The sequence below is a fragment of the Mycobacterium sp. Root135 genome, assembly GCF_001426545.1.
GTDB lineage: Bacteria > Actinomycetota > Actinomycetes > Mycobacteriales > Mycobacteriaceae > Mycobacterium.
In genome coordinates this window covers 302,999-317,315 of sequence record NZ_LMEZ01000009.1, presented here as the reverse complement: position 1 = coordinate 317,315, position 14,317 = coordinate 302,999, and the positions used below count along the sequence as shown (strand labels likewise).

The following is a 14,317-nucleotide window of genomic DNA, read 5'->3' as shown; positions in this document are numbered from 1 at the left end:
TGTTCAACGAACAAACAACTTGATTTCGTACCGCACTTGATACCGCACCGTGACCGGCCGTCACCTCTGCCGCACGTGTATCCCGCGAAATCGCCCTTAAACTGATCGCGTGGTCAATCGTGCACCGCGTAGGTCGGCCATTGCCCTGGCAGCGGCTGCCACGCTCGCATCGACGGGTTCGGCGTACGTCGGAGTCCGGAACCTCTTGCACGGTCAAGCCGATCAGGCCCGCCAGGTGATCCCCAAGTCGTGGGACGTCCCTCCCCGTGCCGACGGGGTCTACGTCGCGGGTGGCGGTCCGTTCGAGAAGTGGCACCGCGGGGTGCCGTTCGACATTCATCTGATGGTGTTCGGCGATTCGACCGCGACGGGTTACGGCTGTGTCGTCGCCGACGAGGTGCCCGGCGTCTTGATCGCCCGCGGCCTCGCCGAGCAGTCCGGCAAGCGGATTCGGTTGAGCACGAAGGCGATCGTCGGCGCGACGTCGAAGGGGCTCTCGGGGCAGATCGACGCCATGTTCGTGGCGGGCGCACCACCCGACGCCGCGGTGGTCATGATCGGCGCCAACGACGTCACCGCGCTCAACGGCATCGGGCAGTCGGCTCGCCGGGTCGGGGCCGCGGTGAGCCGATTGCGCGGCAGTGGCGCCGTCGTCGTGGTGGGCACGTGCCCGGACTTCGGCGTCATCACCGCGATTCCGCAGCCGCTGCGCACGGTGGCCCGAACGATCGGACTCCGACTGGCCCGCGCACAGGCCATCGCCGTACGCGCCGCGGGTGGGGTGCCCGTCCCGTTTTCGGCGCTGCTGTCGCCGGAGTTTCAGAAGGCGCCCGAGGAGTTCTTCTCCGACGACATGTTCCATCCGTCGGCGGTCGGCTATGCCCTTGCTGCCCAGCAGTTGTTGCCCGCCCTGTGCAAGCAACTCGGCGAGTGGAGCACCGACGCCGACGTCGAACCGGCACTCGAGGCGCGGGCCGGCGACGACTCCTTGTTGGCCCGCCTCGGCGGAGTCACGCGGTTCTGGCGGCGCACGACGGGCGTACCCGCACCGATCGTCGCCACGGTCACGGGTTAAATTCGGTTGGATAGCCACCGACCTAGGAGTTCGCACATGCCCGAAGCCGTCATCGTCTCAACTGCTCGTTCCCCCATCGGCCGCGCCAACAAGGGTTCGCTGGTGGACATGCGGCCCGACGACCTGGCGGCACAGATGGTCAAGGCGGCACTGGACAAGGTCCCCGGACTGGATCCGCGCGACATCGACGATCTGATCATGGGCTGCGGACAGCCCGCGGGTGAGGCCGGCTTCAACATCGGGCGCGCGGTCGCCGTCGAATTGGGCTACGACTTCCTGCCCGGCACGACCGTCAACCGCTACTGCTCGTCGTCGCTGCAGACCACCCGGATGGCGTTCCACGCGATCAAGGCCGGGGAGGGCGACGCCTTCATCTCCGCGGGTGTGGAGACGGTGTCGCGCTTCATGAAGGGCAGCGCCGACGGCTGGCCGGACGTCAAGAACGGCGCCTTCGCCGACGCGCAGTCCCGCTCGGATCAGGCCGCGGCCGGCGCGACCGAATGGCATGACCCGCGCGAAGACGGCCTGCTCCCCGACGTGTACATCTCGATGGGGCAGACGGCGGAGAACGTCGCGCTGTTCACCGGCATCAGCCGCGAGGATCAGGACCACTGGGGCGTCCGCAGCCAGAACAAGGCCGAAGAGGCCATCAACAGCGGCTTCTTCGAGCGCGAGATTTCGCCGGTGACGTTGCCCGACGGCACGGTCGTGTCGAAGGACGACGGCCCGCGCGCCGGCACCACCTACGAGAAGATCAGCCAGCTGAAGCCCGTCTTCCGACCCAACGGCACCATCACCGCAGGCAACGCGTGTCCACTGAACGACGGCGCGGCTGCCGTCGTCATCATGAGCGACGCACGCGCCAAGGAGCTGGGGCTGACGCCGCTGGCGCGCATAGTGTCGACGGGTGTGTCGGGGCTGTCGCCGGAGATCATGGGCCTCGGCCCCATCGAGGCGTGCAAGCAGGCGCTGGCACGGGCCGGCAAGTCGATCGGCGACATCGACCTCTACGAGATCAACGAGGCGTTCGCCGTGCAGGTGCTTGGCTCGGCGCGCGCACTGGGCATGGACGAGGACAGGCTCAACGTCTCCGGCGGCGCGATCGCGCTTGGCCACCCGTTCGGCATGACGGGTGCCCGCATCACCGCGACGCTGCTGAACAACTTGACGACGTACGACAAGACGTTCGGCCTGGAGACCATGTGCGTTGGCGGCGGCCAGGGCATGGCGATGGTCATCGAGCGCTTGAGCTAACCGGTCGAAGTCGCCGACTCTGCGCTCACTGCGAGGAAGTTCGAGTAGCCATCGCAGTCAGCGCAGAGTCGAGCGTCGGTCCCACGCTCGCTGCACCCGTCGTAGGACGTCGTCGCGACTATTGCGGGCGACGACCCGCACCAAACCCCAACCAAGCTCGTCGATGTCGGCCAATCGTCGGATGTCTCCCGCGAATTGAACCGGGTCCGATCGATGGTGGTCACCGTCGTATTCGACGGCGAGCCGACGTTCCTCCCACCCCATGTCGAGGTAGTACCGGCGGCGCCCGTCGGGGCTGATCACCGGAATCTGCGTGCGCGGCCGCGGGTAGCCCGCCCCGATCAGCAACAGCCGTAGCCACGTTTCCTTCGGCGATTCAGCGCCCGCATCGGCCAGGTCGAGAACCCTTCGGAGTTGCCCCAATCCGCGGGCGCCGACATGCTCCCCGGCCATGGCGATGACGTCGTCTACCGCGAATCGGGTGGTCGACAGCAGCGAGTCCACCCGCGCCACGGCATCCCCTAGCGGCCCGCGCCTACCGATGTCGAAGGCGGTTCGCGCTGGCGTCGTCACCGACATGCCTGCGATCGGACGCGTCTCCCCCGCCGCAAGGAAATCCGCGCGGGTGACGACCTGGCGCGGGGATCGTGCGTTGCCCCAGATCAATTCGACTGGGGCGCCGTCGCCGACCCATTTCGCACCGTGGAGCGCCGACGCCGACAGCCCGGCGACCACCGCCGAGCGACCCGACCACAACCATGCCGCCTGCGTCCGTTGCCGCAGCGTGGGCTCGATCCGCCGATCCATGTACACGTTCGGCATCACCGCGCGGTAGTGCCGGCGTAGCTCGTATGGCGTCAGCGCGCCCGACGCCAACGCCTCCGACCCGATGAAGGGCGTGCCGTCGTCCATGCCGGCAGACTGCCGAGCCACGCCGACGACAGCGGGGTGCTCACTGCCGGGTGACGGCCGACTGTGGATCAACTCGCGTCTGGGGACTACCCGGATCCACCGACTCTGCGGCTACTGCGACAAAGTACGAGTAGCGGTCGCAGTACACGCAGAGTCGGGACACCCGGGACACCCGAACAGCAGAAAGCCCGTTCGCAATACGCGAACGGGCTTCCCGGGGTAGCGACTGCTAGTCGTTCTGGAAGTAACTCAGCAGACGCAGGATTTCGAGGTACAGCCACACCAGCGTGACGGTCAAGCCGAGCGCGATGCCCCAGCCAGCCTTCGACGGGACACCGGCGCGGACCATCTGGTCGGCGGCGTCGAAGTCGATGAGGAAGCTGAACGCGGCCAGCGCGATGCAGAGCAGCGAGAAGCCGATCGCGATGGGGCCACCGCTACGCAGGCCGAAGCCTTCGCCGCCACCGACGCCGAAGAGGGCGAGGACGACGTTGAGCAGCATCAGGGCCATCACACCGAACAGGCCGGCGATGATCATGCGGGTGAGCTTCGGCGTGACGCGGATGGCGCCCGTCTTGTAGACGACCAGCATGCCGAAGAACACGCCGAACGTGGCCACGATCGCCTGGGCGATCATGCCGGGGCCACCCGTGGAGACGAGGTTCGCGAACAGGAACGACGCGGCACCGAGGAACAGGCCCTCAAGCGCGGCGTAGCTCAGGACGATCGCCGGGTTGTCCTGCTTGCGGCCGAACGTCGCGATCAACACGAGCGCGAGGCCACCGAGGCCGCCGACGAGCGTGAAGGGCATCATCAGCCCGACGTTCTGCGAAACGAGGAAGTACGACACCACGGCGACCGAGGACAGCACGGCGAGCGTGATGCCGGTCTTCGTGACGACGTCGTCGATCGTGAGCGGTCGGGAGACCTGGCTGGACTGATCGGTGTACGGCTGAGCCGCGTACGGGTCGGCCTGTGTTGCTGCCGCGCCGTAACCGGCGGCTCCGCCACCGAATTGGGCATATCCGCCGCCCTGCTGCTTGGGCAGGGAACGGAATACCGGGTTGCTGCTCTCGCGCACCGTCGGTTCCTCTCGTGTGCTGTGGTCCGTCGGGATGACGAACGTCGTCGAACATTGAGTCAACGTCTGGCGACTCGGACCGGTTCCCGGCCTCGTCGGTCTAACTGTGAACTTCTTGGGAAAGGTTACCCGTGTCGCTCCGACCTGGGGTCACGATCTAGATTGCACACCGTGGCCGAACACGAGGACCTCCTAGTAAACGTCGACGGCGGCGTCGGCGTCGTTACCCTGAACAGGCCAAAGGCCATCAATTCACTCACCCACGGCATGGTCACTGATCTTGAGAACGCTCTCAGGAACTGGGAGACCGACGACGCCGTGCACACCGTGCTCCTCACCGGCGCTGGCGAACGCGGACTGTGCGCTGGCGGCGACGTCGTCGCGATCTATCACAGTGCAAAGGCCGACGGCAGTGAAGCCCGGTCGTTCTGGCAGGACGAATACATCGTCAACGCGTACATAGCCCGCTACCCCAAGCCCTACGTCGCGATCATGGACGGCATCGTGATGGGCGGCGGCGTGGGAGTCGCCGCGCATGGCGGCGTGCGCGTCGTCACCGACACCACCAAGATGGGCATGCCCGAGGTCGGCATCGGCTTCATTCCCGACGTCGGGGGCACCTACCTGCTGTCGAGGGCGCCGGGGCGCCTCGGGTTGCATGCCGCACTCACCGGCGCACCATTCTCCGGGGCCGACGCCATCGCGATGGGTTTCGCCGACCACTTCGTCCCCCACGACCAACTGGACGCGTTCACCAGCAACCTCGTCGCCGACGGCGTCGACGCGGCACTGGCCTCCTTCGCGGTCGAGCCTCCCGCGAGTCCCCTGTTGGCACAGCGGCACTGGATCGACGAGTGCTACGCCGGGGAGAACGCCCTCGACGTCGTCGCCGCACTGCGGGCGCAGGGCCCCGGGCCCGCCGACGACGCCGCGAACCTGATCGCGGGCCGTTCCCCCATCGCGGTGGCGGTGACCATGGCGGCGGTGCGACGGTCGGCAACCCTGGACACGCTCGAAGACGTTCTGCGGCAAGAGTTTCGAACGGCGTGCGCGGCATTGCGATCCCACGACCTGGTGGAGGGCATTCGTGCGCTGCTCGTCGACAAGGACCGCAATCCGAAGTGGTCGCCGTCGAGCCTGGAAGAGTGCTCACCAGAGGCCGTCGAGGCGTACTTCCAATCAGCCGACCCCGACCTGACACTGCCCGAGGAGTAGAGAACCCATGAGCTACGAGACGATTCTGGTCACCCGCGAGGGCCGCGTCGGAACCATCACACTGAACCGCCCCAAGGCGCTCAACGCCCTCAACAGTCAGGTCATGGTCGAACTGACCACCGCCGCAGCCGAATTCGACGCGGATGCGGGTATCGGTGCGATCATCGTCACGGGTAACGCGAAGGCGTTCGCGGCGGGCGCGGACATCAAGGAAATGTCAGAGCTCTCGTTCGCCGACGTGTTCGCCGGCGACTTCTTCGCGACCTGGTCGAAGTTTGCCGCGACCAGGACGCCAACCATCGCCGCCGTCGCGGGGTACGCCCTGGGCGGCGGATGTGAACTGGCGATGATGTGCGACATCCTGATTGCCGCCGACACGGCCAAGTTCGGTCAGCCCGAGATCAAGCTCGGCGTGCTCCCGGGAATGGGCGGATCGCAGCGGCTCACCCGCGCCATCGGCAAGGCCAAGGCCATGGACCTCATTCTGACCGGCCGCACGATCGACGCCGCCGAGGCCGACCGCAGCGGCCTGGTGTCGCGCGTCGTCCCCGCCGACACGCTCCTCGAAGAGGCGAACTCCACCGCCGCCGTCATCGCGGGCATGTCGTTGTCGGCGTCGCGGATGGCCAAGGAGGCCGTCAACCGCGCGTTCGAATCCTCGTTGACCGAAGGGCTTCTCTACGAGCGGCGACTCTTCCACTCCGCCTTCGCCACCGACGACCAGACCGAGGGCATGGCAGCCTTCACCGAGAAGCGCCCACCGAACTTCACGCACCGTTAAGGTGCGGTGGTGACCGAGACGGACACCACCACCGACGAGCGACCTCCCGTCGCGACCGAGCCTGCCCCGAAGCCGGACTGGTGGGTGCGTCACTACACGTTCTTCGGCACCGCGTTGGGCCTGGTGTTCATCTGGTTGTCGCTGACGCCGTCACTGCTCCCTCGCGGACCGCTGTTCCAAGGCCTGGTCAGCGGCGCGGCAGGCGGCATCGGTTACGGCATCGGCGTGTTCGGCGTCTGGTTGGTCCGCTACCTGCGATCGGTGAACACCAGCCCGGCGGCGCCGCGGCAGGCCTGGATCGCCCTCGTCGTGGCGGGGGTCATCGGCCAGACGTTTGCGGTCATCGGGTTCCACGTGTGGCAGGACGACGTTCGGGATTACATGGGCGTGCCGAGGCTGGACTTCTGGGACCACCCGCTGACCGCGGTCCTGTCGATCGTCTTCCTATTCGTCTTCGTCGAGCTGGGCCAGCTGGTCGGCAAGTTGGTGCGGTTTCTGGTCAGGCAATTGGATCGGATTGCGCCACCCCGTGTTTCGGCCGTCGTGGTGGTGACGCTACTTCTCGTCCTGACCGTCGCATTGCTCAACGGCGTGGTGGTGCGGTTCGCCATGAGCACGCTGAACGACACCTTCGAGTCAGCCAACAACGAGGAAGATCCCGACACCGCCGCACCGACCACGGCGCTCCGATCCGGTGGGCCGGGGTCATTCGTCAGCTGGTCCTCCCTCGGGCATCAAGGCCGCATGTTCATGGCGGGCGGTCCGTCGGTGGACGACCTCTCGAAATTCAACGGCGCCACGGCAATCGAGCCGATCCGCGTCTACGCCGGACTCAACTCCGCCGAGGGTTTCAAGGCGACCGCCGAACTCGCCGCCCGCGAACTGCTGCGCACCGGTGGTCTGGACCGTGCGGTGGTCGCGGTGGCCAACACGACGGGCACCGGCTGGATCAACGAGGCCGAGGCGGCGTCGTTGGAGTACATGTACAACGGCAACACCGCCATCGTGTCGATGCAGTACTCGTTCCTGCCAAGTTGGTTGTCGTTCCTGGTGGACAGGGAGAACGCGCGTCAGTCGAGTCAGGCGCTCTTCGAGGCGGTCGACGCCCTGGTGCGTGCGATGCCCGAGGCCCGTCGGCCCAAGCTGGTGGTGTTCGGCGAAAGCCTGGGCTCCTTCGGCGGTGAGGCCCCGTTCCTGTCGCTGAACAACCTCATCGCCCGCACCGACGGTGCGTTGTTCTCCGGCCCGACGTTCAACAACACCATCTGGACCACGCTGACGGCCGAGCGCGACGAGGGGTCACCCGAGTGGTTGCCCATCTACGACAAGGGCGAGAACGTCAGGTTTGCCGCCGACGCCGCCAATCTTCAACGGCCGCAAGCCCCCTGGGGTGAGCCACGGGTGGTGTACCTGCAGCACGCCTCCGACCCCATCGCGTGGTGGAACCCCGATCTGCTGTTCTCGAAACCGGATTGGTTGCGTGAACCACGGGGCGACGACGTGTCGCCCGAGATGGAGTGGATACCGGTGGTGACGTTCCTGCAGGTCTCCGCCGACATGGCGGTGGCGGTCGACGTGCCCGACGGCCACGGCCACGTCTACGTGCGGGACGTGGCGAACGCATGGGCGGCGATCATGCAGCCGCCCAACTGGACTCCCGAGAAGACCGAGAAGCTACGGCCGCTGCTGCGCTCCGACGAATGACTCACTGAGCAACTCGAGCACCCCGGCCGCCTTGAGCGCGTGGTAGCCGCCGACGACGTCGGTGGAGCGGTGCAGACCAAGGTCGACGAGGGCGGCTGCGGCCAAGCTCGAGGTGTAGCCCTCGGAACACAGCACGATCCACTCGACGTCGTCGCCGACGGCCTCGGGCAGGCGTGCGTCGCTGGTGGGGTCGCAGCGCCACTCGAGGACGTTGCGCTCGATGAGCCGGGCGGCGGGGACGTCGCCCTCGGCCGCGCGCTGGGCGGCCGGCCTGATGTCGACGAGCAACGCGCCACGCTCCAGGGCGGCCGGCACGTCGGCTGCCTCGATCCGGGTCAGCTTCTCGCGCGCGGAGTGCAGGACGGCGTCGATTCGGCTCGGCATTAGTCCCCCTCGGGCTTGTCCGTCAGCTCGGTCCGGTCCCGCCGCAGGGTGTTCCGGTCGGTGACCTCGTAGTACGACATCGCGGTCAGCGGGGGCGAGTAGGCGTGCACGCTCAGGGTAGGCGTCGGGGCTGGACGGGCGATGCGCGCGGGCTTGGACAGCGCCCAGACGACGTCGTGCACCCAACCGAGCGGGAACCCGGCCTGGTCCCCGGCGTCGAGACGGCGCTCCCGCAGTGCGCCGCCGTCCCAACGGGTTTCGACGAGCGCCCCGGACACGACCGTGAGGGCGCCAAGCGAACCGCCGTGATCGTGGAGTTCGGTGGACCGCTCGGGCACCCAGCTGATGAGCCACACGTCCAGCTCGTCGTCGCCGTGCAGGCGGGTGAACCAGCGCTCGTCGGTGGGCGGGCCACCGACGGGCAGGACGTGGTCGTAGCGACCGGACAACACGTGGTCGGCGGCTACGTCGGTGGCCTGCAGCAGATCGGGGACGCGAAGTCGGGTGGGGGCGACGACGGACTGAAAGGCAAGAGACATGTGAGGGAAGCTCCAGGGTGGACCAGGATTTACGGGACGGTTGGGGGGTCAGGCGTTACGCCCGACAACACTCCCGACAGCTCGTCCGTTCCAGCACGTTGGCGAGTGTTGCATAGATTGGCAGCATGCGCAGCTACCCGACTTTCGCCGTGGCAGCCGTCGCGGCCCTCCTCGCCGGCTGCTCGTCCGGTTCCGACGGCGCCGCTTCGGCACCGTCGTCGACGGCGGCCGCCAGTGCGACGACCACGACGAGCCTGCAGACCCACACAGCCGAGCCCGGCGCCACCGGAGTGTCCGCGAACGGCGTCACGACCGCCGTCGGCGCCCCCGCGGAGTCGACGGAGGACGAGTACTTCCAGGCCTGTCACGCTGCGAAGGTGTGGATGCAGGAGCGCGGCGGTGACCAGAAGACGCAATTCGAGCCGTACCTGGAGAGCGTGCAGAAGTCGGATGCGGCGGGGCCCGGCACGTTCGGCACGCCGTGGTCCGGGTTGACCCCCGCCAGGCAGTCGGCGGTCATCGTGGCGGCCGAGGCGGCTGCCGACGACCTCTGCGGCTGAGCCTTTTAATCACGCGGGTCCGAAAGCCAAGGCACGCAAACGGTTAGCCGATCTACACGATTGTGGCGCCGATCACAAAGTTCGGTACTATGTGTCCCTCATCACTTTGGGAGGGCCCATGTTCGGACACGACAACGCCAAGCTGGCACCGCCTCGCGCGGCCGGTGGCTCGATCAACGGCATGCGGATCCTCATGGGCCTGTTGCTGTTGGCCATCGCCGTCGGCGCCGTCACGGGCGTGATCGTGGCGCTCTCCAGCGGACAACCGACCATCGCGCTGATCATCGGACTGGTCGCGGCCGCCTTCTTCGCCAGGGTGGGTTGTTAACCCGCCTCGTTGAACACCAGGCAGAACGGATGTCCTGCCGGGTCCCGGTAAACCCGGAAGTCGTCTTCGCCGATCGCATCGGTGACGCGAGTCGCGCCCAGCGACAACACCTTTGACTCCGCGTCGTCGACGTCGTCCACCTCCACGTCCAAGTGAAACTGCTGTGATCCCTGCGGATCGGGGAACCGAGGCGGTTCGTGGTCGGGTGCCAGCTGAAATGCCAACCGCCCGTGGGTCGGGACGGTGAGCACCACCCACGTGTCGTCCTGCGCCTCGATGTCCCCGCCGAGAACACCGGCGTAGAACGCTGCCAATTGCCGCGGATCCTTGGTGTCGAGCACCACGGAGCGAAGTCGTCCGATCATGTTCGACGGGGTTGCCGTTTTCGCGGCGAACCAACCCGGTGACAATGGATCGATGCGAGTGGCGCTCAGTCTTGGCAGCGGCGGTGCCAGGGGGTACGCGCACATCGGGGTGATCAACGAACTGCGCGACCGCGGTCACGACGTCGTCGGCATCGCGGGATCGTCCATGGGAGCGCTGGTGGGTGGCCTCGAAGCCGCCGGCAAACTCGACGAATACACCGCGTGGGCGACGTCCCTGACCCAGCGGGCCGTACTGCGCCTGCTCGACCCGTCGCTGACGTCCGCGGGAGTGCTGCGCGCCGACAAGATCCTCGACGCCGTTCGCGAAATCCTCGGTGACGCCGCCATCGAGGATCTCCCGATTCCGTTCACGGCGGTCGCCACGGACCTGATCGCGGGCAAGTCGGTGTGGCTGCAGCGCGGGCCGGTCGACGCGGCCATCAGGGCGTCGATCGCGATCCCGGGGGTGATCAAGCCGCACGTGCTCGACGGCAGACTTCTGGCCGACGGAGGCATCCTCGACCCGCTGCCGATGGCGCCGCTGGCCGCGGTCAACGCCGATCTGATCATCGCGGTCAGTCTGGGCGGCGACGATCCCTCCCGGGCCGCCCCCGAACCAATCCCAGGGCCGGGTCCGGCAACCGAACGTCTCAGCCGGATGTGGCGCAACACGACGGCGCTGCTCGACACGACCACCGCCCGCTCACTGCTCGACACCCCTGCCGCCAAGACTGTGCTCAGCCGGTTCGCCAACGACGGGGTCGAGGTCGACGACCACGACGATCACACCGAGACGGTGGTGCCGCGACTCGGTGGTTTCGAGGTGCTCAACCGTGCCATCGACATCGCGCAGTCGGCGCTGATGCGACACACCCTTGCGGCGTATCCCCCGGACCTGCTGATCGAGGTGCCCCGCACCGTCGCGCGAAGCCTGGAGTTCCACCGCGCCGAGGAAGTCATCGAGATCGGTCAAGAGTTGGCCGCGGCCGCGCTCGACACGTTGGCGCCCCGAACCTCACACGCCTAGGAACCGCGCGACCGCGTCTGCGCGCCTGCGCCCTTGCGCGCGACCGGCGTTCGCCGACGGAATCCGGCAGGCCGGGTCGAGTGGGTTGGGACCGAAGGCGGCGATCGAGTCGTCGTCGGCGAAGACGGCGAGCGTCTCGCCGGGGAAGCCCGCGATCTCGTCCGCTGCGCCCGCGCCGAACGGCGTCGGCGCCGACTCGCTCGACGGCACCAGGACGACGACCACGTCGCAGTCCGTCGCGGCGGTCAGGTTGACGGTGCTGCCGACGCCCCCGTCCATGAATCGGCGGTCGCCGACCGTCACGGGTGGCCATACCCCGGGCACCGCGCAGCTCGCGGCGACGGCGTCGACGAGTCCGATGCCCGAGTCGCGGTCGACGATCACCAGCTCGCCGGTCTCGACGTCGATCGCCGTGACCCGCAGCACCCGGTCGGGCCACTCCCGCGACGGCAGGCGATGTCCGATGACGGCCCGGCGGACGGGTTCCGGGACGGTGTCGGCGGTGACCGCGACGGCGCCGATGTGGCGCAGTCTCTCCTCGAGCGTGGCGTCGGGTGACGCCATGGCCCCGGCGAAGAGCTGCATGACGTCGTCGATGCTCGCCCCGGGGACGAGCTCGTGGGTTTCGGCGGCGACCTGGGCGTCGAACAGCGTCTCGAGGCTGGTGCCGCTGCCGAGCTGCGCGGCGACCGTCGACCCGGCCGACGTGCCGAGCAGGACGTCGGCGTCGAGCAGTGCGCGCGCCGCCTCGGGCGCCACGTCGGAGATTCCCAGCAGCACGCCGGTTTCCCAGGCAATGCCCGCTAGTCCGCCACCGGCCAACACGAGCCCACGTTTCGTCACGGGTGCCGAGTGTGCCAGGTGGCGTTCGAGCCAGTCCTGGTACCCTCTGGTACCAGACCTCTGGCGAAGGGAACGACATGGTTGAGACGATGAGGGCGCAACGCTTCTACGCCGACACCAAAGAGATTGCGGTGGAGGACGTCCCGATCCCCGAACTGGGCCAGGGCGAGGTTCTGGTCAAGGTCGCGTTCTGCGGCATCTGCCATTCCGACCTCAGCCTGATCAACGGCACCTTTCCCTCGCAGCGGGCGGTGGTGACCCAGGGGCATGAAGCGTCGGGCACCGTTGCCGCGCTGGGTCCGGGTGTGACGGGATGGGCCGAGGGGGACCGCGTGGTGGTCGCCGCGGGCCGGCCGTGCCTCGAGTGCGTCAACTGCCGACGCGGTGACGTCTCCAACTGCCTGCAAATCCGGCTGATGGCGTTCGCCTACGACGGCGCATGGGCGGAGTACACCGTCGCACAAGCCTTCGGGCTCACCAGGATTCCCGACAACGTCTCACTCGAGCAGGCCGCGATCCTCGCCGACGCGGTGTCCACTCCGTACGGGGCCGTCGTGCGGACCGGCAAGGTCGGCATCGGCGAGTCGGTGGGCGTGTGGGGCGTCGGAGGCCTCGGAACGCACGTGGTGCAACTGGCCCGGCTGGTCGGCGCGGCGCCGATCATCGCGGTCGACGTCAAGCCGGCGGTGCTCGACCGCGCCCTGGCGGTCGGCGCCGACTTCGCGTTCGACGCGCGCGACGACGCGCTGCACGACAAGATTCGGGACGCGACCGGTGGCCGCCAGCTCGACGTGGCGTTCGACGCCGTCGGGCTCAAGTCCACGTTCGAGCAGGCGCTTGGCAACCTGACCGTCGGCGGCCGCCTGGTGGGAATCGGGATGAGCGGCGACGCCCCGTCGATCGGTTCGACGGCGATCTTCAACCTGCTCAAATGGCAAGTGCTTGGCCACCTGGGCTACCAGAACGCCGACATCGGCACGCTCGCCACCTTGGTGTCGATGGGCCGTCTCGACCTGTCCCGCTCGATCAGCGACATCGTGCCGCTGGAGGACGTCGCCAGGGGCATCGAGAAGCTCGACAACGCCGACGGCGACCCGATCAGGATCCTCGTCCAGCCCTAGCGCAGGTGCGGCGCCGCCTTGCCGCTGATCAGCGGCAGGTCGAGGTACGTGGCGATGCCGGGTGCGGCAGCGCACACCGCCGGGATCGAGTTCACGCAGTGGGCTGCCGTCGCGACGATGCCGTTGTTGCTCTCCAGCCCCTCCTCGACGCTGTCGGGCTGGAAGCCCTTTACGGTGACGGTGAAGTCGGGGTTGCCCTTGCACTCCATCTCGTAGCGCTCCCCCGCAGGGCCGAAAGTCCATGGAGGATCGAGGTTTTCCTGTCCCATGAACCAGTTGACGGTGACGCGGACGACGACCTCGTCGCCGACGAGCGCCTCCCAGTGGAACTTTCGCGCAGCCACCTGCCCCGGCTGGATGGGCCCCATCGGCGAATCGATGGGAGCGGTCGCCACCGCGATCTCCTGGGTCGCCCGGATCTGCGGGTCGGCCGCGAAGCCCAATTCGTCGACGCACATCCGGACGGACTGGATGAATCCGCCGTCGAGCAGCTTCTGCATGGGGCCGCTCATCGCCTTCTCCGGCGTGTCGCCGAACCCCATCACGTAGCGCAGCACGTCGGGGGCGTCGTAGGTCCGCAGGTCCGAGAACTCCTCGGCGCGAACGAATGTCACGCCGGTCGACATGATGGAGAACAGCAGGGGGAACTTCTCGCTGATGCCTCCCGGCGCGATGCCGGTGCCGTGCAGGGTGACGCCACCGTCGAGGGCGGCGGCCCGCATCGGACCGGCCTCCTTCTCCCCGGGGTAGAACCACCCGACGGGCGTCACGACGTTCTTGCCCGAGCGAAGCAACGCCGTGACCTCGTCGGGGTTGGGCATGAGCGGCGAGTAGATCACGGCGTCGGCGTCGAGGGCGAGGATCGCGTCGACGTCGTTGGTCGCCGTGACTCCCAGCGGGTCGACGCCGATGAGTTCGCCGACGTCCTTGCCGCTCTTGGCTTCCGAATGCACCCAGCAACCGACCAGTTCGAGGTCGGGATGCTCGAGCACACCCTTGATCGCCGCGACGCCGACACCGCCGGTCGCCCACTGCACCACTCGCAACGCCATCGCCACTCCCGTCGTCGCCCAAAAACTAGAACACGTTCCATTTAGGTGTACACGACGCCGTCCCGCGACATTGCCG

The 14,317-nt window shown here is 67.8% G+C and carries 16 protein-coding genes; 9 read left to right on the top strand and 7 right to left on the bottom strand.

From position 1 onward, the window contains the following. Positions 1 to 109: 109 nt before the first annotated feature. A complete protein-coding gene (locus ASD37_RS27215; protein ID WP_056559165.1) occupies positions 110 to 1,075 on the top strand; it encodes an SGNH/GDSL hydrolase family protein in 966 nt (321 codons plus the stop codon). 36 nt (positions 1,076 to 1,111) lie between these two features. Beyond that, positions 1,112 to 2,329: an acetyl-CoA C-acetyltransferase gene (locus ASD37_RS27210; RefSeq protein ID WP_056559162.1), complete on the top strand. Its 1,218-nt coding sequence runs from the start codon at positions 1,112 to 1,114 to the stop codon at positions 2,327 to 2,329. Positions 2,330 to 2,386: 57 nt separating this feature from the next. Here ASD37_RS27210 and ASD37_RS27205 read toward each other — a convergent pair whose 3' ends face one another. After that, a complete protein-coding gene (locus ASD37_RS27205; RefSeq protein WP_056559159.1) occupies positions 2,387 to 3,241 on the bottom strand; it encodes an endonuclease domain-containing protein in 855 nt (284 codons plus the stop codon). A gap of 229 nt (positions 3,242 to 3,470) precedes the next feature. After that, complete coding sequence (locus ASD37_RS27200) at positions 3,471 to 4,322, bottom strand: Bax inhibitor-1/YccA family protein (RefSeq protein WP_056559991.1); 852 nt, start codon at positions 4,320 to 4,322, stop codon at positions 3,471 to 3,473. A 171-nt stretch (positions 4,323 to 4,493) separates the two neighbouring features. Here ASD37_RS27200 and ASD37_RS27195 point away from each other — a divergent pair, with 171 nt between their 5' ends. Genes ASD37_RS27195 through ASD37_RS27185 form a run of 3 tightly spaced genes read left to right on the top strand, consistent with a single transcriptional unit; the run spans position 4,494 to position 8,022 of the window. Next, positions 4,494 to 5,537 (top strand): enoyl-CoA hydratase/isomerase family protein, encoded by a 1,044-nt coding sequence (locus tag ASD37_RS27195; protein ID WP_056559157.1) that lies wholly within the window; start codon positions 4,494 to 4,496, stop codon positions 5,535 to 5,537. Between the two features lie 7 nt (positions 5,538 to 5,544). Continuing rightward, the gene (locus ASD37_RS27190) at positions 5,545 to 6,318 is read left to right on the top strand and encodes an enoyl-CoA hydratase (RefSeq protein WP_056559154.1); all 774 of its coding nucleotides are present in this window, start codon (positions 5,545 to 5,547) and stop codon (positions 6,316 to 6,318) included. A 9-nt stretch (positions 6,319 to 6,327) separates the two neighbouring features. Next, positions 6,328 to 8,022, top strand: coding sequence for an alpha/beta-hydrolase family protein (locus ASD37_RS27185; RefSeq protein WP_056559989.1), 1,695 nt, complete (start codon positions 6,328 to 6,330; stop codon positions 8,020 to 8,022). Here ASD37_RS27185 and ASD37_RS27180 read toward each other — a convergent pair. Together ASD37_RS27180 and ASD37_RS27175 are read right to left on the bottom strand one after the other, a co-directional pair. Next, positions 7,993 to 8,406 carry a rhodanese-like domain-containing protein gene (locus ASD37_RS27180; RefSeq protein ID WP_056559151.1) on the bottom strand — a complete coding sequence of 138 codons (414 nt, stop codon included), beginning with the start codon at positions 8,404 to 8,406 and terminating at the stop codon, positions 7,993 to 7,995. The two genes, ASD37_RS27185 and ASD37_RS27180, sit on opposite strands and share 30 nt — an antisense overlap. Then, on the bottom strand, positions 8,406 to 8,945 hold the full coding sequence (locus ASD37_RS27175) for a cysteine dioxygenase family protein (RefSeq protein ID WP_056559146.1): 540 nt from the start codon (positions 8,943 to 8,945) through the stop codon (positions 8,406 to 8,408). The genes ASD37_RS27180 and ASD37_RS27175 overlap by 1 nt, the downstream gene beginning before the upstream one ends. 125 nt (positions 8,946 to 9,070) lie before the next feature. Between ASD37_RS27175 and lpqV the strand changes: the two genes are divergently transcribed. Together lpqV and ASD37_RS27165 are read left to right on the top strand one after the other, a co-directional pair. Beyond that, positions 9,071 to 9,505 carry a lipoprotein LpqV gene (gene lpqV, locus ASD37_RS27170; RefSeq protein ID WP_056559143.1) on the top strand — a complete coding sequence of 145 codons (435 nt, stop codon included), beginning with the start codon at positions 9,071 to 9,073 and terminating at the stop codon, positions 9,503 to 9,505. 118 nt (positions 9,506 to 9,623) lie between these two features. Next, the gene (locus ASD37_RS27165) at positions 9,624 to 9,833 is read left to right on the top strand and encodes a hypothetical protein (protein WP_056559140.1); all 210 of its coding nucleotides are present in this window, start codon (positions 9,624 to 9,626) and stop codon (positions 9,831 to 9,833) included. Here the strand turns inward: ASD37_RS27165 and ASD37_RS27160 are convergent. Continuing rightward, on the bottom strand, positions 9,830 to 10,198 hold the full coding sequence (locus tag ASD37_RS27160; protein ID WP_056559137.1) for a VOC family protein: 369 nt from the start codon (positions 10,196 to 10,198) through the stop codon (positions 9,830 to 9,832). The two genes, ASD37_RS27165 and ASD37_RS27160, sit on opposite strands and share 4 nt — an antisense overlap. A gap of 52 nt (positions 10,199 to 10,250) precedes the next feature. On the opposite strand from ASD37_RS27160, the gene ASD37_RS27155 reads away from it, so the two are divergent. Further along, positions 10,251 to 11,225, top strand: a complete 975-nt coding sequence (locus ASD37_RS27155; protein ID WP_056559987.1) for a patatin-like phospholipase family protein — start codon at positions 10,251 to 10,253, stop codon at positions 11,223 to 11,225. On the opposite strand, the gene ASD37_RS27150 is transcribed toward ASD37_RS27155, so the two are convergent. Next, on the bottom strand, positions 11,214 to 12,068 hold the full coding sequence (locus ASD37_RS27150) for a patatin-like phospholipase family protein (RefSeq protein WP_056559134.1): 855 nt from the start codon (positions 12,066 to 12,068) through the stop codon (positions 11,214 to 11,216). The genes ASD37_RS27155 and ASD37_RS27150 overlap by 12 nt on opposite strands. A gap of 77 nt (positions 12,069 to 12,145) precedes the next feature. On the opposite strand from ASD37_RS27150, the gene ASD37_RS27145 reads away from it, so the two are divergent. Continuing rightward, positions 12,146 to 13,189, top strand: coding sequence for a zinc-binding dehydrogenase (locus ASD37_RS27145; protein ID WP_056559132.1), 1,044 nt, complete (start codon positions 12,146 to 12,148; stop codon positions 13,187 to 13,189). Here the strand turns inward: ASD37_RS27145 and ASD37_RS27140 are convergent. Further along, entirely contained in the window at positions 13,186 to 14,241 is a 1,056-nt protein-coding gene (locus ASD37_RS27140) for a dihydrodipicolinate reductase (protein WP_056559985.1), read from the bottom strand. The genes ASD37_RS27145 and ASD37_RS27140 overlap by 4 nt on opposite strands. Positions 14,242 to 14,317 lie beyond the last annotated feature (76 nt).

Coding starts and splice junctions, on each gene's coding strand:
- ASD37_RS27210 (WP_056559162.1), top strand. CDS start 1,112: ATGCCCGAAGCCGTCATCGTCTCAACTGCTCGTTCCCCCATCGGCCGC.
- ASD37_RS27205 (WP_056559159.1), bottom strand. CDS start 3,241: ATGGACGACGGCACGCCCTTCATCGGGTCGGAGGCGTTGGCGTCGGGC.
- ASD37_RS27190 (WP_056559154.1), top strand. CDS start 5,545: ATGAGCTACGAGACGATTCTGGTCACCCGCGAGGGCCGCGTCGGAACC.
- ASD37_RS27180 (WP_056559151.1), bottom strand. CDS start 8,406: ATGCCGAGCCGAATCGACGCCGTCCTGCACTCCGCGCGCGAGAAGCTG.
- ASD37_RS27175 (WP_056559146.1), bottom strand. CDS start 8,945: ATGTCTCTTGCCTTTCAGTCCGTCGTCGCCCCCACCCGACTTCGCGTC.
- lpqV (WP_056559143.1), top strand. CDS start 9,071: ATGCGCAGCTACCCGACTTTCGCCGTGGCAGCCGTCGCGGCCCTCCTC.
- ASD37_RS27165 (WP_056559140.1), top strand. CDS start 9,624: ATGTTCGGACACGACAACGCCAAGCTGGCACCGCCTCGCGCGGCCGGT.
- ASD37_RS27160 (WP_056559137.1), bottom strand. CDS start 10,198: ATGATCGGACGACTTCGCTCCGTGGTGCTCGACACCAAGGATCCGCGG.
- ASD37_RS27155 (WP_056559987.1), top strand. CDS start 10,251: ATGCGAGTGGCGCTCAGTCTTGGCAGCGGCGGTGCCAGGGGGTACGCG.
- ASD37_RS27145 (WP_056559132.1), top strand. CDS start 12,146: ATGGTTGAGACGATGAGGGCGCAACGCTTCTACGCCGACACCAAAGAG.
- ASD37_RS27140 (WP_056559985.1), bottom strand. CDS start 14,241: ATGGCGTTGCGAGTGGTGCAGTGGGCGACCGGCGGTGTCGGCGTCGCG.